Here is a 23,317-nt window from a genome sequence, read left to right as displayed (position 1 = left end):
GGACAACGAACCCGATTTTTCACCCTGATATAATTCGCCGCCTTCAACCCTGTCAAAAGCCAAGCACGCTGGCCTTGGTCGGGACAATTCCAAAATTTCAAAAAGCCAAACACCTGTCCTGCCATGGAAAGCGATGCTTGTCCGGTGCCCTCCCGGCCCGGCACGCCAGCAGCGCTCCTGCCCGGAAAGCCGTTTCGCTTGTAACTCCGGACCTTAGCCCATGTCGTTCTCCGTCGACGACTTCGACTTCCCCCTGCCACCCGAACTGATCGCCCAGCACCCGGCGCCCGAACGCGCCGGCAGCAGGCTGCTCCACGTCTGCGGCGAACAGCTCGTCGACCGCCGCTTCGCCGCCTTGCCGGAACTGCTGCGGGCCGGCGACCTGCTGGTTTTCAACGACACCCGGGTGATCAAGGCCCGGTTTTTCGGACAGAAGGACACGGGCGGACAGATCGAGGTTCTGCTCGAGCGGATCATCGATGCGACGCACGCCATCGCCCAGGTGCGGGCCAGCAAGTCGCCCAAACCGGGCACCCGGTTGATGCTGGCCGACGCGTTCACCGTCGTCGTCACCGGCCGGGCCGGGGCCAGCGGCGAATTCTTCGCGCTGGAACTGGCGCCGCCGGCGATCGGCGGCAGCGACCTGTGGGAACTGGCCGAGCGCCATGGCAAGCTGCCGCTGCCGCCTTATATCGAACACCCGGCCGAAGGCGCCGACGAGACGCGCTACCAGACCGTCTATGCCCGCGAACCGGGGGCCGTGGCGGCACCGACCGCCGGCCTGCATTTCGACGAAGCGATGCTCGAAACGCTGCGCGCCGGCGGGGTGCACACCGCCTTCCTGACCCTGCACGTCGGCGCCGGCACCTACCAGCCGGTGCGCGTCGACAAGATCGCCGAGCACCGGATGCACAGCGAGCGTTTCGACATCCCAGCCGCCACGGCGGAAGCCATCGCCGCCACCCGCGCTGCCGGCGGCCGCATCATCGCCGTCGGCACGACCAGCCTGCGCGCCCTCGAATCGGCCGGCAATGCCGATGGCACGGTCAACGCCGGCCCGGCCGAAACGGCGATTTTCATCACGCCCGGTTACCGCTTCAAAGTCGTCGACCGGCTGATCACCAATTTTCATCTGCCGAAATCGACCCTGCTCATGCTCGTCTCGGCCTTTGCCGGCTACGACCACATCCGCGCCGCCTATGCCCACGCCGTAGCCGAGCGCTACCGCTTCTTCAGCTATGGCGATGCCATGCTCCTGGAAAAATCCGATGCAATTTGAACTCCTGAAAACCGATGGCGCCGCCCGCCGCGGCACCCTGACGCTGGCCCATGGCCAGGTCCAGACCCCCGTCTTCATGCCGGTCGGCACCTACGGCACGGTCAAGGCGATGACGCCGCAAGGCCTGCACGACATCGGCGCGCAGATCTGCCTGGGCAACACCTTCCACCTCTGGCTACGCCCGGGCCTCGAGGTGGTCGCCGCCCACCACGGGCTGCACGACTTCATGAACTGGCAAAAGCCGATCCTCACCGATTCCGGCGGCTTCCAGGTCTTTTCGCTGGGCGCCATGCGCAAGATCACCGAGGAAGGCGTCAAGTTCAGCTCGCCGCACGACGGCGCCAAGCTCTTCCTGACCCCGGAAATCTCGATGCAGATTCAGAAGGTCCTGAATTCCGACATCGTGATGATCTTCGACGAATGCACCCCCTACCCGGCCAGCTACGACGAAGCCGCCAAGTCGATGCGCCTGTCGATGCGCTGGGCGCAGCGTTCGCGCGACGAACACAACAAGCTGGAAAACCCTAACGCGCTGTTCGGCATCGTCCAGGGCGGCATGCACGAAGCGCTGCGCGACGAGTCGCTGGCCGGCCTCGACGACATCGGTTTCGACGGCATGGCGATCGGCGGCCTCTCGGTCGGCGAACCGAAGGAGGACATGGTGCGTATCCTCGCCCACACCGCACCGAAGATGCCGACCGACAAGCCGCGCTACCTGATGGGCGTCGGCACGCCGGAAGACCTGGTGCATTCGGTACAAGCCGGCATCGACATGTTCGACTGCGTGATGCCGACGCGCAATGCCCGCAATGGCCACCTGTTCACCCGCTTCGGCGACGTCAAGATCAAGAATGCCCGGCACAAGACCGACACCGGGCCGCTCGACCCGTCCTGCTCCTGCTACACCTGCAGCCAGTTCAGCCGCGCTTACCTGCACCACCTGTTCCGGACCGGCGAGATCCTTGGCAGCATGCTCAACACCATCCACAACCTGCAGTTCTATCAAACCATCATGGCCGAAATGCGCGCCGCCATCGAGGCCGGCACGCTGCGCGAATGGGCGTCGAGCTTTGCCCGCGACCGTTCCTCGGGCGGGTGATAGAATCTTGCGTTCTGATTTTCTTTAGCTTCCCCGGAGTAATTCAATGATTAGTCTTGCCCACGCTCAAACCGCCGGCGCCGCCGACCCGACCAGTGGTCTCATGCAAATTCTGCCGATGATCCTGATGTTCGTCGTGCTGTGGTTCCTGATGATTCGCCCGCAGATGAAGAAGGCCAAGGAACACAAGGCACTGATCGCTGCCATTGCCAAGGGCGACGAAGTCGTCACCGGCGGCGGGTTGGTCGGCAAGGTTGTCAAGGTCGGCGACAGCTACGTCACGCTGGAAATCGCCGAAGGCACGGAAGTCGTCGTGCAGAAGCCGGCCATTGGTCTGGTACTGCCGAAGGGCACGCTGAAGTCGCTGTAATCACCCCAGAAGGCGGCCGCTGGCCGCCTTTTTAGCTTTAAAGCCACTATGAATCGCTACCCACTCTGGAAGTACATCATCGTCGCCGTGGCGCTGGTGCTGGGCTTCATCTACACCCTGCCCAATTTCTTCGGCGAATCGCCGGCCGTCCAGGTTTCCAGCGCCAAGGCCACCATCAAGGTCGATGACAAGGCGAAAAGCCGCGTCGAGGAAGCCCTGAAGGCTGCCGGGATCGCCCATGACGGCATCCAGCTCGACAACGTCGGCGTCAAGGCCCGGTTCAAGAATACCGACACCCAGCTGAAGGCCAAGGATATCCTGGAAAAGACCTTCAACCCGGATGCCGCCGAACCGCAATACGTCATTGCGCTGAACCTGCTGGCCGCCTCGCCGAGCTGGCTGACCGCCCTGCATGCGCTGCCGATGTACCTCGGCCTCGACCTGCGCGGCGGCGTGCACTTCCTGCTCCAGGTGGACATGAAGGGCGCGCTGACCAAGCGCCTCGACTCGACCTCCGGCGACCTGCGCACCGTGCTGCGCGACAAGAACCTGCGCCATGCCGGCATCAGCCGCGAAGGCGACCGTCTGGTCGTCCGCTTCCGCGAGGCCGACGTCCGCAGCAAGGCGAAAAGCGCCATCGGCGACAGCCAGCCCGACCTGCTGATCACCGAGCAGGACGACGGCACCGACCTCAAGCTGGTCGCCATGCTGAAGCCGGAAGCGCAGAAGAAGATCGGCGAATTCGCGCTCAAGCAGAACATCACCACGCTGCACAACCGGATCAACGAACTCGGCGTCGCCGAGCCGGTGATCCAGCAGCAGGGCGCCGACCGCATCGTCGTCCAGTTGCCCGGCGTGCAGGATACGGCCAAGGCCAAAGACATCCTCGGCCGCACCGCGACCCTGGAAATCCGCATGGTCGACGATTCCCCCGGCGCGCTCGAAGCCGCGCTGGCCGGCAATCCGCCGTTCGGCACCGAGGTGTACAACGAACGCGGCGGCCAGCCGCTGCTCGTCAAGAAGCAGGTCGTCCTGACCGGCGACCGCCTGACCGACGCCCAGCCCGGCTTCGATCACCAGACCAACGAAGCCGCCGTGCACCTGACGCTCGACTCGGCCGGCGCCCGCATTTTCAAGGACGTCACCCGCGAAAACATCAACAAGCGGATGGCCATCCTGCTCATCGAAAAGGGCAAGGGCGAAGTCGTTACCGCACCGGTCATCCGCAGCGAAATTGGCGGCGGCCGCGTGCAGATCTCCGGCCGCATGACGACCAGCGAAGCCAACGATACCGCGCTGCTGCTGCGCGCCGGTTCGCTGGCCGCGCCGATGGACATCATCGAGGAACGGACCATCGGCCCCAGCCTCGGCGCCGACAACATCCAGAAGGGCTTCCATTCGACGCTCTGGGGTTTTGCCGCAATTGCCGTTTTCATGATCATCTATTACCAGGTCTTCGGCGTCGTTTCGGTACTCGCCCTGGCCGCCAACCTGCTCTTCCTGATCGCCCTGCTGTCGCTGCTGCAAGCCACGCTGACCCTGCCCGGCATCGCCGCCATCGCACTGGCGCTCGGTATGGCCATCGACTCCAACGTGCTGATCAACGAACGCATCCGCGAAGAGTTACGTGCCGGCATGCCGGCCCAGGGGGCCATTTTTGAAGGCTACGAGCGCGCCTTCGGGACCATTCTCGACTCCAACGTCACCACGCTGATCGTCGGCCTGATGCTGCTCATCTTCGGTTCCGGCCCGATCCGCGGCTTTGCCGTGGTGCACTGCCTCGGCATCCTGACCTCGATCTTCTCCTCGGTCGTCGTCTCCCGCGCCCTGGTCAACCTGATCTACGGCCACCAGAAGAAGCTGGGCAAAGTCGCCATCGGCCAGATCTGGAAGCCCGGCATCGCAGCGACAAACGGTCAGAAATAAGGAACACGACCATGGAATTTTTCCGCATCCACAAAGACATTCCGTTCATGCGCCATGCGCTGACGTTCAATGTCATCTCGTTGATCACCTTTGTCCTCGCCGTGGTCTTCCTGTTCAGCAAGGGCCTGCACCTGTCGGTCGAATTCACCGGCGGCACGCTGATCGAAGTCGCCTACCAGCAGACCGCCGACCTTGAAAAAGTGCGCGGCTCGCTCGGCAAGGCCGGCTTTACCGACTACGCGGTGCAGAACTTCGGCTCCTCGCAGGACGTCATGATCCGCCTGCCGCTGAAAGGCGACCAGAACACCGCCCAACTCGGCGAAGCGGTGATGAAATCGCTGGAAGCCGACGCGCCGGGCGCCAGCCTGCGCCGCGTCGAGTTCGTCGGCCCGCAGGTCGGCAAGGAACTGGCCGAAAACGGCGCACTGGCCCTGCTGCTGGTCGTCATCGGCATCGTCATCTACCTGGCGTTCCGCTTCGAATGGCGCTTTTCGGTCTCGGCGATCATCGCCAACCTGCACGACGTGGTGATCATCCTCGGCTTCTTTGCCTTCTTCCAGTGGGAGTTCTCGCTGTCGGTACTGGCGGCGGTGCTGGCGGTGCTCGGATACTCGGTGAACGAATCGGTCGTCGTCTTCGACCGGGTCCGCGAAACCTTCAAGCGGGTACGCGGCATGACCACGCCACAGGTTCTCGACCACGCCATCACCAGCACCATTTCGCGGACGATCATCACCCACGGCTGTACCCAGATGATGGTGCTGTCGATGCTGGTCTTCGGCGGCGAAACCCTGCACTACTTCGCCATGGCGCTAACCATCGGCATCCTCTTCGGCATCTACTCCTCGGTCCTGGTCGCCAGCCCGCTGGTCATGTGGCTGGGCGTCTCGCGCGAGCAATTCGCCATCCAGAAGAAGGTTATCGAAGGCGCCAACGAGGACGGCGCGGTCGTTTAAGCGAGGTCTTTGGCCGACGCAAAAAAGCCGCCAGTCTGGCGGCTTTTTCTTTGCTCAGGCGCTTTCTACCAGCTCGGCGTTTCGGCGGCAGGCGGCGGAGGCGGCGGTTCCGGCAACCAGGCACCGCTGGCGCCATAGACGCCAGCGCCGGCAAGCACCAGCGCGACGATCAAGGCAAGCCAGCCACCACCGCTGGCCGACTCGCCCTCGCCTTGTTTCCAGCCGGTGATCATCGGCTTGACCAGCGATTGCTTCTTGACCCGCGCATAGAAGGCGATGGCAGCGACGTGCAGCACGACCAGCGCAATCAGCAGATTGGAAAGCAGATGATGGATGCCGGTCAGGCGATTGCTCAGATTCTTGCTGACCAGATCGAACAACGGCCCGACAAAAGCAATGTCGTCATTGCTGAACAGCCCACTCAAGACCTGCGCGATGAGCAGGCCCAACAGGCCAAAAACAGCCAGTGCGCCGAGCGGGTTATGACCTTCGCCCTGCCACTCGCCGCGCAGATAAGCCTTGATCCTGGCCGGTGTCGGAACGAATTGCCGGAACCGCGCATAGGTCGACCCGACGATGCCCCAGACCAGCCGAAAAACCAGCAAGCCGACGATCAGCAGGCCGATCCTGCCATGCCAGTCGATCAGGTTGCCGCCGAGCTGCCCGCTGACCACGGCGGCCAGCACACAGAGCACCAGCAACCAGTGAAAGAGCCGGGTTGGCAGATCCCACAAACGAATTTTTTTGCTGTTCATATCCAGACCTTTTCTTATGGGTAAAAAAACAGGCACCCGCAGGTGCCTGTCGATGACTACGCCAAGCCCTGCTTACTTCTTGGCCTTGAAATCGTCGTGGCAGCCCTTGCAGGTGCCACCCAGCTTGCCTAATTGGGCACCAACGGCGGCAGCATCGCCGCTGGCGGCAACCTTGGCCATTTCGTTGGCTTCCTTGTTGAAGGCCATGGCGACCTTGGTGACGCCGTCCTTGTTGGTGAAGAATTCCGGCTTGACGCGGGTCGCTTCCCAGCCCGTTCCCTTGTCGGAACCCTGCGGATAGAGGGCGCCCATACCGGAGTTGGCAATCGCCTGAATGGCGTTGGCCGCCTTGATGACCTCATCCTTGTTGTACTGACCTTCGACGTTGGCCTTGATGCGGCCCATGTTCCAGGCCATGAAGCCGTAACCGGACTGGCGGAACTTGATGGCGTCGTCGGTCTTGACCTGGGCCGCGGCCGTACCGGCCAGGGTGACGGTCAGCAGGGCGAGCAAGAGCTTGGATTTCATTCTGTTTTCTCCGTTGTTGTTGAGAGGAAGGACATTGCAACGTGGCTAACGACAAGCGTGTCGAATTTATTCCGCCAAAATTATAACCGGCGGATATGACATTCAATCGATCGGGGGCGCCCCCGGGCTGCTCTCAAACGGCGAAAACGTGCTTGACGCGCAGCGCCGGCTGGCCGCCTTCGACCGCCAGCAAACGATCGATATTCGGGTGCTTGCCAGCATGCAGGCGGGCATCTTCGGTATGTTCGGCGAAGATTTCCAGGCCTTTTTTCGCCGCCTCGGCATTGATCGAGCCATAGGTCTGGGCAAGATGGTTGTACACGGCCAGCGAGCCCTGGCTGCCCGGCTTGTTTTCGATGGCGGCGATCAGCTTGCCTTCGGCATCGAGCAGGTTGATGGCGGCCAGATGGGAAATACCCGGCAGTTTTTTCAGATTTTCAGCAAAAGACATTATTTCCAGTCCCGTTTGGCTTTGACCAGCCCAATGATCAGTCCGGTCGTGAAAGTGGCCACCGGCACGGCAAAGACGATCGCCTTGATACCGCGCTCGGGACCATAGATGTAGAGAAGCACCAGCATCGGCAGCGCGCCGATCAGCAGGCCGAGCAAACCGCCCTTGATGCCGCCGCGGATGACTTCGCCATCCGTGGTCTGGCGCTCGCCGGTGCAGTGCGGGCAATAGATGGCGTCAGCCGGCACATCCTGCCCGCATTTGCTGCATTTCATCTAGATGCGCTTCGCCAGCTCGGCCGCCTTGCCGGTGTAATCCCACGGCGTCAGCTTGAGCAGTTCGGCCTTGGCGGCTTCCGGAATTTCCAGCGTGGATACGAAAGCCTGCATGCCGTCGCGCGACACGCGGGTACCGCGGGTCAGTTCCTTGAGCTTTTCGTAGGCGTTCGGTACGGCGTAGCGGCGCATCACCGTCTGGATCGGCTCGGCGAGCAGTTCCCAGTTGGCGTCAAGATCGGCCTTCATCAGGTCGGCGTTCACTTCCAGCTTGGACAAACCCTTCAACAGCGAATCGTAGCCGAGCAGCGCGTAGCCGAGGCCGACGCCCATGTTGCGCAGCACCGTCGAATCGGTCAGGTCGCGCTGCCAGCGCGAAACCGGCAGCTTCTCGGCGAGGTGCTTGAGCAGCGCGTTGGCCAGGCCGAGGTTGCCTTCGGAGTTCTCGAAGTCGATCGGATTGACCTTGTGCGGCATGGTCGACGAGCCGATTTCGCCGGCCTTGACCCGCTGCTTGAAGAAACCGAGGGAGATGTAGCCCCATATATCGCGATCGAGGTCGATCAGGATGCTGTTGGTCCGCGCGAAGGCATCGAACAGCTCGGCCAGCGCGTCGTGCGGTTCGATCTGGATGGTGTACGGATTGAAGGTCAGGCCGAGCGACTCGACGAAGCGCTTGGCGAAGCCTTCCCAGTCGAACCCGGGGTAGGCCGTCAGGTGGGCGTTGTAGTTGCCGACCGCGCCGTTGATCTTGCCGAGCAGTTCGACGGCGACGATGCGGGCACGGGCGCGCTGCAGGCGGTAGGCGACGTTGGCCATTTCCTTGCCGAGCGTCGTCGGGGTGGCCGGCTGGCCGTGCGTGCGGCTCATCATCGGCACTTCGGCATTGACGTGGGCCAGTTCGCGCAGGCGCTCGATCAGTTTGTCGAGCATCGGCAGCATGCCCTGCTCGCGGGCGCCCTTGCACATCAGCGCGTGCGACAGGTTGTTGATGTCTTCGGACGTGCAGGCGAAATGGATGAACTCGCCGACCTTGGTGACTTCGGCGTTGGCCTTGGTCTTGTCCTTGATCCAGTATTCCAGCGCCTTGACGTCGTGGTTGGTGGTGGCTTCGATGGCTTTCACCTCGGCCGCCTGCTCGGGCCCGAAATTGCTCACCAGCGCGTCGAGTTCAGCGATGGTGGCCGGCGAAAAGGCGGGGATTTCAGCAAAATGCGGCTCGGCGGCGAGCGCCTTCAGCCATTCGATCTCGACCTGCAGGCGGCGACGGATCAGGCCGTATTCGGAAAAATGTTCGCGCAGGGCATCGACCTTGCCGGCGTAACGGCCGTCAAGCGGGGAGAGCGCAGTCAGAAGATTGGCGGTCACGGGATTGAAAGTCATAAACACATCCTTTTCGGTAAGCCCGCAATTTTACCCGTCCGACGGAGCCAAGCGCCATACGCTATAATCCAACTCCCCAAATCAGAGAGCATGTGATGAAGCTGATCGGCTCCCACACCAGCCCGTTTGTCCGCAAAGTCCGCATTGTGCTGGCCGAAAAGAAAATCGAATACGATTTCGTGATCGATTCGCCCTGGCTGGAAGACAGCAAAGTGCCGACCATCAATCCGCTCGGAAAAATCCCCGTGCTGGTGCTCGATGACGCGACCCCGCTTTTCGACTCCCGGGTCATCGTCGAGTACATCGACAACGTCACCCCGAACAACAAGCTGTTCCCCGCCCCCAATCGCGAGCGGACCGAAGTCAAGCGCTGGGAAGCGCTCGCCGACGGCATCTGCGATGCCGCCGCGACCGCCTATCTCGAAGCCAAACGCCCGCTGGCCAAGCAAAACAGCGAGTGGATTCAGCGCCAGCGCGACAAAGTCACGCGCGGCCTGGAATTCATGGCCGAACAACTGGGGGAAACGCCTTTCTGCATGGGTACGCATTTCTCGATGGCCGATATCGCCGTCGGTTCTGCCCTCGGCTATCTGAATTTCCGCTTTGCCGACATCAATTGGCAGGAAAGCCACGCCAATCTGGGCAGACTGCACGCCAAGCTGATCCAGCGCCCGTCGTTCGCGGACACCCTGCCGCACGACTGAATGACACACCGGCGAGCCCTGCTCGACCGGTTCTTGCCGACTGCAGCGCCGGCCCCACCAAGCGGTGGGCGCGGCGCAATCCGGCAAAAACGAATATCCCGGGAAATTTTGCTGCGTTGGTGCGAACCCTTGCGCCCAATTTCTGGTCCAACCGGCAGATCTGTCGCCCTTCGCGGAGCAAACAACAGCCTTGATGCAAAAAGACGAGAGTGTGACCATGGAAAACATTGTCCGATCCCTGACCGTCGCCCTGGGCGAACGCGACCATCACACCCGCCTGCATTCGGAACGCGTGGTCCGCCTGGCGGCCGAGCTGGGTTGCCACATCGATCTCTCGGAAAAAGAACTGGCCCTGCTTTCGCTGGGCGCCCAGTTTCACGATATTGGCAAGATCGGGATTCCCGACAGCGTTCTCGGCAAACCGGCGCCTTTTGAGGAAGAGGAATGGGAGTGCATGAAGCAGCATCCGATGATCGGCGAACGCATCATCCTCGCAATCGGCGCCAACGGCTCCAGCGACGTCGCCCGCATCGTCCGCCATCACCATGAGAACTTCGATGGTTCGGGCTACCCGGACGGGCTGAAGGGGATCGACATCCCGCTTTTTTCGCGAATCATTTCACTGACCGACAATTACGACGCGATGGCGGCCAGCCGCCCCTATCACACCTCCCGCCGCCACCAGGCGGTGATGGACATCATGGTCAGCGAGGGCGGCATCAAACACGACCCCGACCTGCTCCATGCCTTCTCGGCAATTATCGAGAAGTCCGAGATGCGAGCCCGCGACGACTGATCGCCGTTAGCGGATAACCCCGCCCCCCAGGCACACCCGGCTCTCGTAGAGGACTACCGACTGACCCGGCGTCAGCGCCCATTGCGGCTCGGCAAAACGGATTTCGCAGGTTTCGCCATCGACGCGCTCGACTTCGCAAGGCTGGTCGGCGGTGCGATAACGCGGCTTGGCGGTATAGACCCAGTGTGGATGCGGCGCCCGGCCGGATACCCAGGATAGCTGTTCGGCGGTCAGCGCATCGCTGAACAAGGCCGGATGATCATGCCCCTGCACCACGTAGAGGATGTTCTGCTCCATGTCCTTGCCGGCGACGAACCATGCATCGTGATCGCCGCCACCGGCCCGGCCCTTTTCCTTGATGCCGCCGATATGCAAGCCCTTGCGCTGACCGAGCGTGTGGAACATCAGCCCGTCGTGCTCGCCCATCACCTTGCCGTCGTCGAGGCGGCGAATCTCGCCTTTCTTCGGCGGCAGATAGCGACTGAGAAAATCCTTGAACGGCCGTTCGCCGATAAAGCAAATGCCCGTCGAATCCTTCTTGGTGGCCACGTGCAGGCCCTCGGCCTCGGCGATCTTGCGCACTTCGCGCTTGTAGAGATCGGCCAGCGGAAACAGGGTTTTCGCCAGCTGCGCCTGGTTCAGGCGATACAGGAAGTAGCTCTGATCCTTGGTACCGTCCTCGGCCTTCAGCAACTGGTACTCGCCATTGAACTCGCGGACGCCGGCATAGTGGCCGGTGGCGATCTTGTCGGCGCCAAGCTGCATGGCGTGGTCGAGAAAAGCCTTGAACTTGATTTCCGAATTGCACAGGATGTCGGGATTCGGCGTCCGCCCGGCCTGGTATTCGCGGAGGAACTCGGCAAAGACCCGGTCGCGGTATTCGGCGGCAAAATTGACCACCTCGACATCGATACCGATCCGGTCGGCGACGCTCATCACATCGATCAGATCCTGGCGCGACGAACAGTATTCCTCGGTGTCGTCATCTTCCCAGTTCTTCATGAACAGGCCGATCACTTTCCAGCCCTGCCGCTTCAGCAGCAAGGCGGCAACGGAAGAATCGACCCCGCCGGACAAGCCGACGACTACAGTTTTCTCAGACATCGGGCCCAGCCCCTTTTTTCCAGTCGGCCAGCGGCAAAATCACCGCCGGCTGTCCATTATCGACAAACCAGCTATCGACGACGAAGCGCGCCGCTTCGCCATCCATTTTCTCTTCGATCACCGCCGAATAATGCGCCGGGAACAGCAACGCCCAATAACGGACGTCGGCACCCAACACTCGGTGCCACCGCAGATAGCCGCGGGCGTCGAGCAGTTGCAACAGGCGCGTCGTCGAGGTCGAATGATCGATACAGTCCATCTTGCCGGAAATACCGGCATCGGCGAAATTGCCGCCGCGGTCATTGTGGATATCGGACTGCTCGCCAGCCAAAGCGTAAAGCCGCCCGACGGCCTGCGCCAGCAATTTGCGCTCGTCGGCGGCATCCAGCGCTGCCGATAACAGCCGGTCAACATCGCCTAGCTGCCGCTCCGTGTACCGAATATCGGCCTGCACCAGGCAACCGTAGCCATAGCAGATGCGCACCTGCTCGTCGGCCGCGGCGGCGCCAGCCAGCACCAGCAGAACGGCGAGCAGCCAGCGACGCATCAGCCGTAATGGACCAGCAGATCGAGCGGATACGACTTGCCGGCGACCATGTCTTCGATACAGCGCAGGATCAGCGGGCTGCGATGCCGGCCTTGCGTCGCCTTCACTTCGTCGAGGGTCAGCCAGCGGGCGGCAACGATGCCTTCATCGAGCTTGCGTTCCGCCTCAAAGCCGCGCAACTCGCCGCCGAAGGCAAAGCGCAGATAGGTCACGTCCTTGCTCGGATGCTTCCAGTTATAGACGCCGATCAGATGCGTCGGCTTGAAATGGTAGGCCGTTTCCTCGAGCGCCTCGCGCACGACTGCGTCGATCAACGACTCGCCTTCCTCAAGGTGACCGGCCGGCTGGTTGAAAGCCAGCCCGCTATCGGTTTCTTCCTCGACCAGCAGAAATTTTCCGTCGCGCTGCACGACAGCGGCAACGGTCACATTCGGTTTCCAGATCATGATACGGCTCAATCGTCAAAAGCGTTATTTTAACGTCTGAATTGGGCTAGAATTATGGGCTTTCACAGGCGCAACACGGAGAATCGAACATGTCCATGTCGGATCGCGACGGCTTTATTTGGCAAGACGGCAAGCTGGTGCCCTGGCGCGAAGCCACCACCCACGTCCTCACCCACTCACTGCACTACGGCATGAGCGTATTCGAGGGCGTCCGTGCCTATAAGACCGAACGCGGCACCGCGATCTTCCGCCTGGAAGACCACACCGACCGCCTGTTCAATTCCTCGCACATCTTCCAGATGGGCATGCCGTTCGACAAGGCCACCATCAACGAAGCGCAGAAGGAAGTGATCCGCGCCAACAATCTGGAATCCGGCTACATCCGCCCGATCGCCTTCTACGGCTCGGAAAAGATGGGCGTTTCGCCGAAGGGCGCCAAGGTGCACGTCGTTATCGCCGCCTGGCCTTGGGGCGCCTACCTCGGCGAGGAAGGCATGCAGCGCGGCATCCGCATCAAGACTTCGTCCTTCACCCGCCACCACGTGAACATCACCATGGTGCGGGCCAAGTCCTCCGGCAACTACATGAACTCCATCCTCGCCAACAACGAGGCGCTGACCGACGGCTACGACGAAGCCATGCTGCTCGATCCGGAAGGCTATGTCTGCGAAGGCGCCGGCGAGAACATCTTCATCGTCAAGAAGGGCAAGCTGTACACGCCGGACCTGACGGCCTGCCTGGAAGGCATCACCCGCGCCACGGTCATTCAGCTGGCCAGCGAGCTGGGCATCGAAGTGATCGAAAAGCGCATCACGCGTGACGAAGTCTACTGCGCCGACGAAGCCTTCTTCACCGGCACCGCCGCCGAAGTGACGCCGATCCGCGAACTCGACAACCGCCAGATCGGCGCCGGCTTCCGTGGCCCGATCACCAAGGCGCTGCAGGACAAGTATTTCGACGTGGTCAACGGCCGCTCGGCAGCCCACGCCGATTGGCTGGCCTACATCTAAGTTCAGGGAGCACACGATGTCCGACAACAAGACCGTAGAAATCACTGCCCACGACCTGCCGCTGCACTGCCCACAGCCCGCTGCACCGCTGTGGAGCCAGCACCCGCGCGTCTTCCTCGATGTGCTGGCGAGCGGTGAAGTGGTTTGCCCCTACTGCAGCACCAAATACGTCTTCAAGGGCGAAGCGCCCAAGGGACATCATTAGTCGGTAGTTGCCAGTCGTTAGTCGCTAGCGGGTTTTGCTAACAACTAATGACCAGCGACTAATAACCGCTCTTATGAAGGCTCTCATCGTCGCCCCCTCGTGGATCGGCGACACCATCATGGCGCAGCCGCTGTTCGCGCGACTGCACGCCAGGCATCCGGGCCTCCAGCTCGATGCCTTGGCGCCGCGCTGGGTTGCCCCGGTTCTGCAGCGCATGGCCGAAATCGGCGAAGTGATCGACAACCCCTTCGCCCATGGCCAGCTCTCGCTGAAAGCGCGCTGGCAGCTTGGCCGCGACCTTGCCCGGCGCGGCTATGACGCCGCCTACATCCTGCCCAATTCGCTGAAGTCAGCACTCGTCCCCTTCCTGGCCGGCATCCCGCAACGCATTGGCTTTACCGGCGAAGCGCGCTACGGCCTGATCAACATCCATCACCGCCTCGACAAAGCGGCCTTGCCGCTGATGGTCGAACGTTTCGCCCAGTTGGCCGAAGCCCCCGGCGTTGCGCCGAGCAAACCGATTGCTTACCCGAGAATTCGGTCGTCGGCCGCCGATCAGCAAAGAACACTGGGCGAACTGGCGCTGCAACGGCCAGCGCGTATCGTCGCCTTCTGCCCGGGTGCCGAATACGGCCCGGCCAAGCGCTGGCCGGCTGCCCACTTCGCTGCGCTGGCACGGAAACTGGCCGAGCAGGGCTGCGCCATCTGGCTGTTCGGCTCGCCCAAGGATCACGCCGTCGCCGAGGAAATCGCCCAACTCGCTCCCGGCCTCTGCCGCAACCTGTGCGGCGCCACCTCGCTCGGCCAGGCGGTCGACCTGCTGGCCATGACCGACCTCGTCGTCTGCAACGACTCCGGCCTGATGCATATCGCGGCAGCGCTCAACCGTCCACTGGTCACGCTCTACGGCTCGTCCTCCCCGGGCTTCACGCCGCCGCTCTCCGACCGGGCCGCCATCCTCAGCCTGAAACTCGCGTGCAGCCCCTGTTTCAAGCGCGAATGTCCGCTCGGCCATCTCGACTGCCTCAACAAGCTCTCGCCAGACATGGTTTTTGAAGCCGCACTGAAACGGATAGCCGCATGAGCACACCAGCCAGCTTTGCCTCGCCCGAAGATGTCGAACACGCCTTCTACGACAGCATCGTCAAAGGTGATGCCGATCTGTTGATCCAGCTCTGGGCCGAAGATGAGGAAACGCTCTGCGTGCACCCGACCGGGGTTCGGCTGACCGGCATCGTGCCGATTCGCGAAAGCTGGCGCAATATCTTCACGACCGCCCGAATTCGTGTCCAGGCCGAACAGATCACCCATTGGCAATGCTCGGTGCTGGCCATTCATCACCTGACCGAAGTGCTGTTCGTCGGCGACGACCCAAGCCCGCACGGCCCGTTGCACGTAACGCACGTGTACAGCCGTGGCGCCCACGGTTGGCGCCTGGTCAGCCGGCACGCCTCGGCGGCCGATGACAGCCACCAGGCCATGGCGGACGCTGTGCCGCATACCCTGCATTGAAGCCCTACCAAGCGCCGGCCTGGTTGCCCGGCGGCCAGGCACAAACCCTCTGGCCGCTGCTGATCAAGCCACAGCCGCTAAAACTGCGGCGCGAACGGTGGACCACCCCGGATGGCGACTTCATCGATGTCGATCATCTCGATGGCCCGCCCGACGCTCCCTGGCTGGTGCTCTTCCACGGCCTCGAAGGCAGCGCCCGCAGCCACTACGCCATATCCACCGCCTACGCCTGCCAGGCCGCCGGCTGGCGTCTGGCCCTGCCGCACTTCCGCGGCTGCTCCGGCGAGTTGAACCGCCGGCCGCGGGCCTACCACTCCGGCGACTCGGCAGAAATCGACTGGATCCTGCGCCGCCTGCACACCGCCAACCACGGCCGGCCGCTACATGCGGCCGGCGTTTCGCTGGGCGGCAACGCGCTGCTCAAATGGGCTGGCGAACGCGGCAGCACTGCCGCCGAGCTGGTTACCGGCGTCGCCGGCATGTGCGCGCCGCTCGACCTGGCGGCCTGCGGCCACCATCTGGCGCACGGCTTCAACCGCGTTTACACGCAGCATTTCCTGAAAACCCTGAAAGCCGTTTCGGCCGCCCGTCTGCGCCGATTCCCCGGGCTGTTCGATGAAATACGCATGCGCCAGGCGAGCAACCTGTACCAGTTCGACGATGCCGTCACCGCACCCCTGCACGGTTTCGCCGGCGCCGACGATTACTGGCAACGTGCTTCAGCCAAGCCGTGGTTGAAATCGATTGCCGTGCCGGCCCTGGCAGTCAATCCGACAAACGATCCATTCTTCCCGGCCAGCCATCTGCCCGGCGCTGCCGACGTCAGCCCGCTCGTCAAACTGGAACAACCGGCCGGCGGCGGCCATGTCGGCTTTGTCAGTGACGGTTTCCCGGGCAACCTGGACTGGTTGCCACAACGCCTGCTGCATTTCTTTCTTTTTGAAACCACATAAACTCGTGCACTCGAGGTGAGCTTGGGTCTGACGCAAAGAAACCGCAACGAAACCCGCGCATTCTTGGCCCTTCGCCCGCTTTCAACCTCTCGACTGGATAACCAATGAGCCAACTTCCCGCTGAAATCTTCAAGGCCTACGACATTCGCGGCATCGTGAACAAATCCCTGACCGCCGACGTCGTCCGCCGGATCGGCCACGCCCTCGGCTCGCTGGCCGCCGAACAGGGCCAGACGGCCATCGCCGTCGGCCGCGACGGCCGCCTCTCCGGCCCCGAACTGGCTGGCGCCCTGATGGATGGCATCTGCGCCGCCGGGATCGATGCGATCGATGTCGGTTGCGTGCCGACTCCGGTCACCTATTTCGCCGCCTACGAACTCGGCTGCCACTCCTGTGTGTCGGTGACCGGCAGCCACAACCCGCCGGACTACAACGGCCTGAAGATGGTCATCGGCGGTACGACGCTGGCCCTCGATGCCATTCAGGATCTGAAGCGGCGCGCCGAGTCCGGCAAGCTGCAGCATGGTCAGGGCAAACGACGCACGGCTGACGTGATGTCCGCCTACATCGAGAAAATCGTCGGCGACGTCAAGCTGGCCCGTCCGATGAAGATCGTCATGGACTGTGGCAACGGCGTCGCCGGGGCGATTGCACCGGAATTGTTCAAGCGCCTCGGCTGCGAAATCGTGCCGCTGTTCTGCGAGGTCGACGGCAACTTCCCGAATCACCACCCCGATCCGTCGAAGCCGGAGAACCTGGCCGACGTCATCCGCGCCCTGCAGGAAACCGACGCAGAACTCGGCATCGCCTTCGACGGCGACGGCGACCGGCTGGGTGTCGTCACCAAGGACGGCGAAATCATCTTCCCGGATCGCCAATTGATGCTGTTCGCGGCCGACGTGCTGTCCCGCGTACCGGGTGGTCAGATCATTTACGACGTCAAATGCACCCGCCTCCTCGCCCCGTGGATCCGCCAGCACGGCGGCGTACCGCTGATGTGGAACACCGGCCACGCCCTGATCAAGGCCAAACTGAAGGAAACCGGTGCCCCGCTGGCCGGCGAAATGAGCGGCCACTGCTTCTTCAAGGAACGCTGGTACGGCTTTGACGACGGCCTGTACACCGGCGCCCGCCTGCTCGAAATCCTGGCGCGTGCAAGCGACGGCAATCCGCTGCTGAAAGACCTGCCGAATTCGCCATCGACCCCGGAATTGAATATCAAGATGGCCGAAGGCGAACCCTTCACGCTGATCGACAAGCTGAAAGCCGCCGGCCAGTTCGCCGGTGCCGAGCAGATCATCACCATCGACGGCGTGCGGGTAGAATACGCTGATGGGTTCGGCCTGGCCCGGCCGTCGAACACCACTCCGGTCGTCGTGCTGCGCTTCGAGGCGGATGACGCGGTCGCCCTGGAACGGATTCAAGCCGACTTCCGACAGGCCCTGAATGCCGTCTGGCCGGGGATTAAACTACCGTTTTAAGGAGTATTCGTGAGCGAAGATGCCGCCGATCAGTTATTTCTCGGACGCCAGCCCATTCTCGACCGCGAGCAGCGGCTCGTCGCCTACGAACTCCTGTTCCGTAACGGAACACGCAATGCCGCCGAAGTCACCGATGATGTACAAGCCACCGCCACGGTCATTGCCAACGCGTTCTCCGAACTGGGTGTCGAGGCGGCACTGGGCACCTGCCGCGGCTTCATCAATGTCGACGAGCAGTTCCTGTTCAGCGACATGCTGGAACTGCTGCCCCGCCACTGCGTGGTTCTTGAAATTCTCGAGACCGTGCCGCCCAGCCCGGCCGTCGTCGAACGCTGCAAGGCGCTGAAGGCGGCGGGCTTCACGCTGGCCCTCGATGACGTCATCCAGCTCCAGCCGGAATTCGTCGAGCTGCTCACCCTGGTCGAAATCGTCAAGGTCGATATCCAGCCGCTGTCGCGCGTCCAGCTGATGCAACTGGTGATTAAACTGAAACCACTGGGCAAACAATTGCTGGCCGAGAAGGTGGATTCCCGCGAGCAGATGGAACTCTGTCTGAAACTGGGGTTTTCGCTGTTCCAGGGCTACTATTTTGCCAAGCCGACGATCATTGCCGGCCGCAAGCTCGATCATTCGCAAGTATCGCTGATGAAGTTGATGGGCCTGCTGCTTGGCGATGCCGATACCGGCGAACTCGAAGAAGCCTTGAAACCGGAGCCGGGCCTGACGGTCAACCTGCTGCGCATGACCAACTCGGTCGGCTCCGGAACCACCGAAACGATTACCTCGCTGCGCCACGCGATCACCGTGCTCGGCCGCCGCCAGCTGCAGCGCTGGCTGCAACTGCTGGTTTTCGCCTCCGGCAAGCAGCCGGGAACCAGCAACCCCCTGCTGCTCATCGCGGCGACGCGTGGCCGACTGATGGAACTGCTGGCCGAGGAAATGCGGGCCGGAGACGCGCCATTTGCCGACAAGGCTTTCATGACCGGCATCATGTCACTGATGCCGGCGCTGATCGGCCTGCCGATCAGCGAACTGATCGCCTCACTCGGACTCAACCCCGAATTGCGCGAAGCCCTGTGCGCCGGCAGCGGTCCGCTCGGCGACCTGCTCCGCCTGGCGGAAAGCAGCGAGGGCGGCAATCTTGAGCAACTGGCCGAAAATCTGGGCCGACTTCCCGGCCTGACCCCGAAGGCACTCAATCGCGCCCAGACCAGTGCCCTGCACTGGGCCAACTGCATCGGGCAGGACAAATGATCGCGGTGCAGTAAGCTGCGTGCAGTTCGATTACAGGCCGTGACAAAGGGATGACAGTCGCGACACAGACAGACTGGAACAAACCCGGCACGATTGTCGCCCGGCCCCTACTTTCGCCGGAACTTATCCAGGAGCAGCATGACCGCCAACGAAAACGCCCATAGCGAATCGACGATGAATCAACAAACACGCCATCACTTCGCCAACACCGGGCGACCGGCCACCGGATTCCTGGGCAAGGTGCTGGCCTTCCTGCTCAGTGCCGGCCTGTTGGTTCTGGGATTCATTTTTTCGCTGGCCGCACTGGCTGTCGTTGCCGTCGTCGGGATTAGTTTGGCCGGCTGGCTGTGGTGGAAAACGCGTGCCATCCGCAAGCAGCTTCGCACCATGCCCCATACCGAATATGGCGGCGGCCAGATCATCGAAGGCGAAGTCGTGCGCGATGCCGATCAGCCGACGGCTAGCGGCCGACTATTGCCCTGACCAAAAAAGAAGAGGGGCGCCCCCTTGACGCCCCTCATCGCAGATCGCTACAGATACCTCAGAAGCGATAGCCGATGCCGACACCCGCGGTAATCGGGTTGAGATCCAGCGTACCAATCTTGTTGCCGCCAACCTTTACGTCGGTATCCATCTGGATGTACTTGACGTCCAGATTGAGCGCAACGTTCTTGGTCAGCATGTAGTCGAAACCAACCTGGGCAGCCAGACCCCAGCTGGAACCGTCAACCGAAGCAGCGCCACCAAGAATGTTCCGCGTCTTGGTGAAAATGGTGTAGTTCAGGCCCAGACCGACGTAAGGCTTGAAGGCACCCAGTTCGGTGACGTGGTACTGGAACATCAGCGAAGGCGGCAGCGCCTTGATGGTTCCCTGCTTGTCACCGTTCACCTTGATGTCGATGTTTTGCGGATAGGTCAGGACCAGTTCGGTCGCAAAATTCGGGGTGAAGAAGTAGCTGATATCGACTTCAGGAATCCAGCGGTTATCTGCTTCAACCTTGGCAGCCAGATCATTCTGGCCGTTCTTGAAATCGAGAAATACCGCACGCGCCCTGACCATCAGCGGACCTTCGGCCTGAGCGACGTTCGCCGACAGAACACCAACCGCCAACGCAGCAACAAGAATCTTCCTTTGCATAAACACACCCTCCGCACTTCGTTGAAAGAAGGGGATGTTACTGCCGGCCAATATCGACAATTTGACCTGCATCAATATAACCACATTATTTGAATGGTCAATTTCAGCATCAGATCCTGAGCGGCCGCACCAAAAAAAACCGACCTCGTTCAGCGTATCTTCGGATTCAGCGAACCGCGGTTGTAATCCTTGTCACCGGGCATGATGGTGCGGCCGATGCCGCCGAACAATCCACCCTGCGCCTCGATCGGCCGCGTCTTGTTTTCCGGGTACTGAGCTGCCACTTCGTTGGCTGCCGCGGCCTTGGCGGCGTCGACATATTCCCAGCGGCCGTTGGGGAACAGATGCACTTTCTGGCCATCAACGGTGAGCGCCTCGAGCGGCACGCGGTCCAGCTCGGCAGCCAGGCCGGGACCGGCCACCGTAGCCAAAATCAGGATTAACGCGGCGGCTTTCACAGCTTGCCTTCGACCCAGGCGGCCACCGAGGCGAGCGCTACCGGCAGATTTTCCGGTTGCGTACCGCCCGCTTGCGCCATGTCCGGACGCCCACCGCCCTTGCCGCCGACTTGCTGAGCCACCATGTTCACCAGCTCGCCGGCCTTGACCTTGCCGGTCAGGTCGGCGGTCACGCCGGCAATCAGCGTTACCTTGCCGTCGAGCACGGAAGCCAGAACGACGGCGGCGCTCTTCAACTTGTCCTTCAATTTGTCCATCGTTTCACGCAAGGCATTGAGGTCAGCCCCTTCGAGCGTCACCGCCAGCACCTTGGCGCCCTTGACCTCAATGGCCTGGCCGAGCATGTCGTCGCCCTGAGCCGACGCCAGCTTGCCCTTGAGGGCGGCCAGTTCGCGCTCCAGCTTGCGCACCTGGTCGAGGACGGCGGTAACGCGGGCCGGCACTTCCTTCGGCAAGACCTTCAGGGTGCCAGCCACGCCGCCGAGGGCGGTTTCCATATCCTGCATGTAGGTCAGCGCGTTATCGCCGGTGACCGCTTCGACCCGGCGCACGCCGGCCGCGACGCCACCTTCGGCGGTGATGCTGAACAGACCGATGTCGCCGGTGCGCGAGACGTGTGTCCCACCGCACAGTTCGCGCGACGAACCGATATCGAGCACCCGCACGCTATCGCCGTATTTTTCGCCGAACAGCATCATGGCCCCCAGTTTCTGGGCTTCGGCAATCGGCAGGACGCGGGTTTCGTTGGCCGTATTGGCCAGAATTTCGGCATTGACGATGTTCTCGACGCGACGGATTTCCTCGTCGCTGAGCGGCTGGTTATGCACGAAGTCGAAACGGGTCTTGTCCGGATCGACCTGCGAGCCCTTCTGCTGGACGTGATCGCCGAGCACTTCGCGCAGCGCCTTGTGCAGCAGGTGGGTGGCCGAGTGATTACGGGCGATCCGCGCCCGCGCCAGCACATCAACCTTGGCGGTGACGCCATTGCCGACGGTGATTGCCCCGGTCTTGACCACACCGTGGTGACCAAAGACCGTCGCCTGGATCTTTTGCGTATCCTCGACAGCGAAAATGCCATGCACCGACTGCAGCACGCCACAATCGCCGACCTGGCCGCCGGATTCGGCGTAGAACGGCGTGTTGTCGAGGACAACGACGCCCATTTCGCCTTCATTCAACTGGTTGACCGCCGTGCCGTCCTTGTACAGCGCCAGCACGTTGCCCTTGAAATCGAGCGCTTCATAGCCGTGGAAGGTCGTGGCCGGACCGCTGTAATCCAGGTTGGTCGCCATCTTGAACTTGCCGGCAGCCCGCGCCTGCTCCTTCTGGCGCGCCATCGCGGCATCGAAGGCGGCGGCATCGACGGTGATGTCGTATTCACGGCAGATATCCTGCGTCAGGTCGAGCGGGAAGCCGTAGGTGTCGTGCAGCTTGAAGGCGGCATCACCGTTGAACACCTTGTTGCCGGCAGTCTTCAACGCGGCGAGTTCGGCTTCGACGATGGCCATGCCGTGCTCGATGGTTTCGAAGAAACGATCCTCTTCCTGCTTCAGCGTGGCGATGATCTTGTGCTGATTCTGCCCCAGCTCCGGGTAGGCGGTGCCCATTTCAGCGACCAGATCGGGCAGCATCTTGTGGAAGAAGGCAGCGCGGGCACCGAGCTTGTAACCGTGGCGGATGGCACGGCGGATGATGCGGCGCAGCACGTAGCCACGACCTTCGTTGCCGGGAATGACACCATCGGCAATCAGGAAGGAACAGGCGCGGATATGGTCGGCCAGCACCTTGAGCGACGGCGAATCCATGTCGGCAGCGGAGGTTTCACGCGCCGCCGCCTTGATCAGGCTCTGGAACAGGTCGATTTCATAGTTGGCATGGACACCCTGCAGCACGGCCGAAATGCGCTCCAGGCCCATGCCGGTATCGACCGAAGGCTTGGGCAGCGGATGCATGACGCCGGCTTCGTCGCGGTTGAACTGCATGAAGACGTTGTTCCAGATCTCGATGAAACGGTCGCCGTCTTCGTCCGGCGATCCCGGAGGGCCGCCCCAGTGCTTTTCGCCGTGGTCGTAGAAAATCTCGGTGCACGGACCGCAAGGACCGGTGTCGCCCATCATCCAAAAATTGTCCGAGGCGTAACGGGCGCCTTTGTTGTCGCCGATGCGGATAACGCGCTCGACCGGCACGCCGATTTCCTTGGTCCAGATGTCGTAGGCCTCGTCGTCCTCGGCATAGACGGTGACCGTCAGCTTGTCCTTGGGCAGTTTGTAGACTTCGGTCAGCAGTTCCCAGGCGTACTTGATGGCATCGCGCTTGAAGTAGTCGCCGAAGCTGAAATTGCCGAGCATTTCGAAAAAGGTGTGGTGACGGGCGGTGTAGCCGACGTTTTCAAGATCGTTGTGCTTGCCGCCGGCCCGCACGCACTTCTGCGAGGTCGTGGCGCGCGTGTAGGGGCGCTTGTCAAAACCGAGGAAAACGTCCTTGAACTGGTTCATCCCGGCATTGGTGAACAGCAGCGTCGGATCCTCGTGCGGCACCAGCGAACTGGAGGAAACGATCTGATGGCCCTTGGAGGCAAAGAAGTCGAGAAACTGCTGGCGGATTTCGGAGCTTTTCATAAGCTGGCGGCCTCAAAGGCGTGGAATTCGAAAGCCGTGATTTTAAATGAAAGCGCCAGGCTTCAGTGA

The 23,317-nt window shown here is 62.1% G+C and carries 26 protein-coding genes; 15 read left to right on the top strand and 11 right to left on the bottom strand.

The features are described from left to right. Positions 1–220: 220 nt before the first annotated feature. Genes queA through secF form a run of 5 tightly spaced genes read left to right on the top strand, consistent with a single transcriptional unit; the run spans position 221 to position 5,630 of the window. Positions 221–1,279: a tRNA preQ1(34) S-adenosylmethionine ribosyltransferase-isomerase QueA gene (gene queA / locus KI611_RS05755; RefSeq protein ID WP_226418871.1), complete on the top strand. Its 1,059-nt coding sequence runs from the start codon at positions 221–223 to the stop codon at positions 1,277–1,279. After that, positions 1,269–2,378, top strand: a complete 1,110-nt coding sequence (gene tgt / locus KI611_RS05750; protein WP_226418870.1) for a tRNA guanosine(34) transglycosylase Tgt — start codon at positions 1,269–1,271, stop codon at positions 2,376–2,378. Before queA ends, tgt begins: the two co-directional genes overlap by 11 nt. 46 nt (positions 2,379–2,424) lie before the next feature. Beyond that, a complete protein-coding gene (gene yajC, locus KI611_RS05745) occupies positions 2,425–2,748 on the top strand; it encodes a preprotein translocase subunit YajC (protein ID WP_226418869.1) in 324 nt (107 codons plus the stop codon). Positions 2,749–2,796: 48 nt separating this feature from the next. Continuing rightward, positions 2,797–4,674 (top strand): protein translocase subunit SecD, encoded by a 1,878-nt coding sequence (secD, locus tag KI611_RS05740; protein ID WP_226418868.1) that lies wholly within the window; start codon positions 2,797–2,799, stop codon positions 4,672–4,674. An 11-nt stretch (positions 4,675–4,685) separates the two neighbouring features. Continuing rightward, positions 4,686–5,630, top strand: a complete 945-nt coding sequence (gene secF, locus KI611_RS05735; RefSeq protein ID WP_226418867.1) for a protein translocase subunit SecF — start codon at positions 4,686–4,688, stop codon at positions 5,628–5,630. A 65-nt stretch (positions 5,631–5,695) separates the two neighbouring features. Here the strand turns inward: secF and KI611_RS05730 are convergent, their stop codons facing one another. The 5 genes from KI611_RS05730 to purB all read right to left on the bottom strand — a co-directional run bounded on the left by KI611_RS05730 (position 5,696) and on the right by purB (position 9,022). Continuing rightward, entirely contained in the window at positions 5,696–6,385 is a 690-nt protein-coding gene (locus tag KI611_RS05730) for a cytochrome b/b6 domain-containing protein (RefSeq protein WP_226418866.1), read from the bottom strand. 72 nt (positions 6,386–6,457) lie between these two features. Further along, positions 6,458–6,913: a c-type cytochrome gene (locus KI611_RS05725; RefSeq protein ID WP_226418865.1), complete on the bottom strand. Its 456-nt coding sequence runs from the start codon at positions 6,911–6,913 to the stop codon at positions 6,458–6,460. 133 nt (positions 6,914–7,046) lie between these two features. Next, complete coding sequence (locus KI611_RS05720; RefSeq protein ID WP_226418864.1) at positions 7,047–7,364, bottom strand: DUF2322 family protein; 318 nt, start codon at positions 7,362–7,364, stop codon at positions 7,047–7,049. After that, on the bottom strand, positions 7,364–7,639 hold the full coding sequence (locus KI611_RS05715; protein ID WP_226418863.1) for a zinc ribbon domain-containing protein: 276 nt from the start codon (positions 7,637–7,639) through the stop codon (positions 7,364–7,366). The genes KI611_RS05720 and KI611_RS05715 overlap by 1 nt, the downstream gene beginning before the upstream one ends. After that, the gene (purB, locus tag KI611_RS05710) at positions 7,640–9,022 is read right to left on the bottom strand and encodes an adenylosuccinate lyase (protein ID WP_226418862.1); all 1,383 of its coding nucleotides are present in this window, start codon (positions 9,020–9,022) and stop codon (positions 7,640–7,642) included. Positions 9,023–9,117: 95 nt separating this feature from the next. On the opposite strand from purB, the gene KI611_RS05705 reads away from it, so the two are divergent. Both KI611_RS05705 and KI611_RS05700 read left to right on the top strand, forming a co-directional pair. Beyond that, complete coding sequence (locus KI611_RS05705) at positions 9,118–9,726, top strand: glutathione S-transferase (protein WP_226418861.1); 609 nt, start codon at positions 9,118–9,120, stop codon at positions 9,724–9,726. Positions 9,727–9,943: 217 nt separating this feature from the next. Continuing rightward, positions 9,944–10,522 carry an HD-GYP domain-containing protein gene (locus KI611_RS05700; RefSeq protein ID WP_226418860.1) on the top strand — a complete coding sequence of 193 codons (579 nt, stop codon included), beginning with the start codon at positions 9,944–9,946 and terminating at the stop codon, positions 10,520–10,522. A 6-nt stretch (positions 10,523–10,528) separates the two neighbouring features. Here KI611_RS05700 and mnmA read toward each other — a convergent pair whose 3' ends face one another. From mnmA to KI611_RS05685, 3 genes are read right to left on the bottom strand one after another with little or no spacing between them, the layout of a single operon-like run. Next, a complete protein-coding gene (gene mnmA, locus KI611_RS05695; RefSeq protein WP_226418859.1) occupies positions 10,529–11,626 on the bottom strand; it encodes a tRNA 2-thiouridine(34) synthase MnmA in 1,098 nt (365 codons plus the stop codon). Continuing rightward, complete coding sequence (locus KI611_RS05690; RefSeq protein WP_226418858.1) at positions 11,619–12,173, bottom strand: hypothetical protein; 555 nt, start codon at positions 12,171–12,173, stop codon at positions 11,619–11,621. The genes mnmA and KI611_RS05690 overlap by 8 nt, the downstream gene beginning before the upstream one ends. After that, on the bottom strand, positions 12,173–12,619 hold the full coding sequence (locus KI611_RS05685; RefSeq protein ID WP_226418857.1) for an NUDIX hydrolase: 447 nt from the start codon (positions 12,617–12,619) through the stop codon (positions 12,173–12,175). The genes KI611_RS05690 and KI611_RS05685 overlap by 1 nt, the downstream gene beginning before the upstream one ends. 89 nt (positions 12,620–12,708) lie before the next feature. On the opposite strand from KI611_RS05685, the gene KI611_RS05680 reads away from it, so the two are divergent. The 8 genes from KI611_RS05680 (at position 12,709) to KI611_RS05645 (ending at position 19,517) form a co-directional block, all read left to right on the top strand. Then, positions 12,709–13,629, top strand: a complete 921-nt coding sequence (locus KI611_RS05680; RefSeq protein ID WP_226418856.1) for a branched-chain amino acid transaminase — start codon at positions 12,709–12,711, stop codon at positions 13,627–13,629. 16 nt (positions 13,630–13,645) lie between these two features. Further along, entirely contained in the window at positions 13,646–13,834 is a 189-nt protein-coding gene (locus KI611_RS05675; protein WP_226418855.1) for a zinc-finger domain-containing protein, read from the top strand. A 73-nt stretch (positions 13,835–13,907) separates the two neighbouring features. Beyond that, positions 13,908–14,918 (top strand): lipopolysaccharide heptosyltransferase II, encoded by a 1,011-nt coding sequence (waaF, locus tag KI611_RS05670; RefSeq protein ID WP_226418854.1) that lies wholly within the window; start codon positions 13,908–13,910, stop codon positions 14,916–14,918. Further along, positions 14,915–15,346, top strand: a complete 432-nt coding sequence (locus KI611_RS05665; RefSeq protein WP_226418853.1) for a YybH family protein — start codon at positions 14,915–14,917, stop codon at positions 15,344–15,346. The genes waaF and KI611_RS05665 overlap by 4 nt, the downstream gene beginning before the upstream one ends. Then, complete coding sequence (locus KI611_RS05660; RefSeq protein ID WP_226418852.1) at positions 15,343–16,299, top strand: YheT family hydrolase; 957 nt, start codon at positions 15,343–15,345, stop codon at positions 16,297–16,299. Before KI611_RS05665 ends, KI611_RS05660 begins: the two co-directional genes overlap by 4 nt. Before the next feature lie 104 nt (positions 16,300–16,403). Further along, complete coding sequence (locus KI611_RS05655; protein ID WP_226418851.1) at positions 16,404–17,780, top strand: phosphomannomutase/phosphoglucomutase; 1,377 nt, start codon at positions 16,404–16,406, stop codon at positions 17,778–17,780. Positions 17,781–17,789: 9 nt separating this feature from the next. Then, complete coding sequence (locus KI611_RS05650; protein ID WP_226418850.1) at positions 17,790–19,034, top strand: EAL and HDOD domain-containing protein; 1,245 nt, start codon at positions 17,790–17,792, stop codon at positions 19,032–19,034. A gap of 138 nt (positions 19,035–19,172) precedes the next feature. Then, positions 19,173–19,517 (top strand): hypothetical protein, encoded by a 345-nt coding sequence (locus tag KI611_RS05645; RefSeq protein WP_226418849.1) that lies wholly within the window; start codon positions 19,173–19,175, stop codon positions 19,515–19,517. Positions 19,518–19,575: 58 nt separating this feature from the next. On the opposite strand, the gene KI611_RS05640 is transcribed toward KI611_RS05645, so the two are convergent. The 3 genes from KI611_RS05640 to alaS form a co-directional block, all read right to left on the bottom strand. Then, on the bottom strand, positions 19,576–20,172 hold the full coding sequence (locus KI611_RS05640; RefSeq protein ID WP_226418848.1) for an OmpW/AlkL family protein: 597 nt from the start codon (positions 20,170–20,172) through the stop codon (positions 19,576–19,578). A gap of 149 nt (positions 20,173–20,321) precedes the next feature. Next, complete coding sequence (locus tag KI611_RS05635) at positions 20,322–20,630, bottom strand: hypothetical protein (RefSeq protein WP_226418847.1); 309 nt, start codon at positions 20,628–20,630, stop codon at positions 20,322–20,324. Further along, positions 20,627–23,248: an alanine--tRNA ligase gene (gene alaS / locus KI611_RS05630; protein WP_226418846.1), complete on the bottom strand. Its 2,622-nt coding sequence runs from the start codon at positions 23,246–23,248 to the stop codon at positions 20,627–20,629. Before alaS ends, KI611_RS05635 begins: the two co-directional genes overlap by 4 nt. Between the last annotated feature and the right edge of the window lie 69 nt (positions 23,249–23,317).

The organism is Dechloromonas denitrificans, assembly GCF_020510685.1.
Lineage (GTDB): Bacteria > Pseudomonadota > Gammaproteobacteria > Burkholderiales > Rhodocyclaceae > Azonexus > Azonexus denitrificans_A.
This window is presented reverse-complemented; position numbering and strand designations above follow the sequence as displayed.

Excerpts from the sequence above, each read along its gene's own strand:
- mnmA (WP_226418859.1), bottom strand. The coding sequence starts at position 11,626 with ATGTCTGAGAAAACTGTAGTCGTCGGCTTGTCCGGCGGGGTCGATTCT.
- secD (WP_226418868.1), top strand. The coding sequence starts at position 2,797 with ATGAATCGCTACCCACTCTGGAAGTACATCATCGTCGCCGTGGCGCTG.
- secF (WP_226418867.1), top strand. The coding sequence starts at position 4,686 with ATGGAATTTTTCCGCATCCACAAAGACATTCCGTTCATGCGCCATGCG.
- KI611_RS05730 (WP_226418866.1), bottom strand. The coding sequence starts at position 6,385 with ATGAACAGCAAAAAAATTCGTTTGTGGGATCTGCCAACCCGGCTCTTT.
- KI611_RS05725 (WP_226418865.1), bottom strand. The coding sequence starts at position 6,913 with ATGAAATCCAAGCTCTTGCTCGCCCTGCTGACCGTCACCCTGGCCGGT.
- KI611_RS05720 (WP_226418864.1), bottom strand. The coding sequence starts at position 7,364 with ATGTCTTTTGCTGAAAATCTGAAAAAACTGCCGGGTATTTCCCATCTG.
- waaF (WP_226418854.1), top strand. The coding sequence starts at position 13,908 with ATGAAGGCTCTCATCGTCGCCCCCTCGTGGATCGGCGACACCATCATG.
- KI611_RS05680 (WP_226418856.1), top strand. The coding sequence starts at position 12,709 with ATGTCCATGTCGGATCGCGACGGCTTTATTTGGCAAGACGGCAAGCTG.
- purB (WP_226418862.1), bottom strand. The coding sequence starts at position 9,022 with ATGACTTTCAATCCCGTGACCGCCAATCTTCTGACTGCGCTCTCCCCG.
- queA (WP_226418871.1), top strand. The coding sequence starts at position 221 with ATGTCGTTCTCCGTCGACGACTTCGACTTCCCCCTGCCACCCGAACTG.
- KI611_RS05665 (WP_226418853.1), top strand. The coding sequence starts at position 14,915 with ATGAGCACACCAGCCAGCTTTGCCTCGCCCGAAGATGTCGAACACGCC.
- KI611_RS05685 (WP_226418857.1), bottom strand. The coding sequence starts at position 12,619 with ATGATCTGGAAACCGAATGTGACCGTTGCCGCTGTCGTGCAGCGCGAC.
- yajC (WP_226418869.1), top strand. The coding sequence starts at position 2,425 with ATGATTAGTCTTGCCCACGCTCAAACCGCCGGCGCCGCCGACCCGACC.
- alaS (WP_226418846.1), bottom strand. The coding sequence starts at position 23,248 with ATGAAAAGCTCCGAAATCCGCCAGCAGTTTCTCGACTTCTTTGCCTCC.
- KI611_RS05655 (WP_226418851.1), top strand. The coding sequence starts at position 16,404 with ATGAGCCAACTTCCCGCTGAAATCTTCAAGGCCTACGACATTCGCGGC.
- KI611_RS05705 (WP_226418861.1), top strand. The coding sequence starts at position 9,118 with ATGAAGCTGATCGGCTCCCACACCAGCCCGTTTGTCCGCAAAGTCCGC.
- KI611_RS05700 (WP_226418860.1), top strand. The coding sequence starts at position 9,944 with ATGGAAAACATTGTCCGATCCCTGACCGTCGCCCTGGGCGAACGCGAC.
- KI611_RS05690 (WP_226418858.1), bottom strand. The coding sequence starts at position 12,173 with ATGCGTCGCTGGCTGCTCGCCGTTCTGCTGGTGCTGGCTGGCGCCGCC.
- KI611_RS05640 (WP_226418848.1), bottom strand. The coding sequence starts at position 20,172 with ATGCAAAGGAAGATTCTTGTTGCTGCGTTGGCGGTTGGTGTTCTGTCG.
- KI611_RS05675 (WP_226418855.1), top strand. The coding sequence starts at position 13,646 with ATGTCCGACAACAAGACCGTAGAAATCACTGCCCACGACCTGCCGCTG.
- KI611_RS05645 (WP_226418849.1), top strand. The coding sequence starts at position 19,173 with ATGACCGCCAACGAAAACGCCCATAGCGAATCGACGATGAATCAACAA.
- tgt (WP_226418870.1), top strand. The coding sequence starts at position 1,269 with ATGCAATTTGAACTCCTGAAAACCGATGGCGCCGCCCGCCGCGGCACC.
- KI611_RS05715 (WP_226418863.1), bottom strand. The coding sequence starts at position 7,639 with ATGAAATGCAGCAAATGCGGGCAGGATGTGCCGGCTGACGCCATCTAT.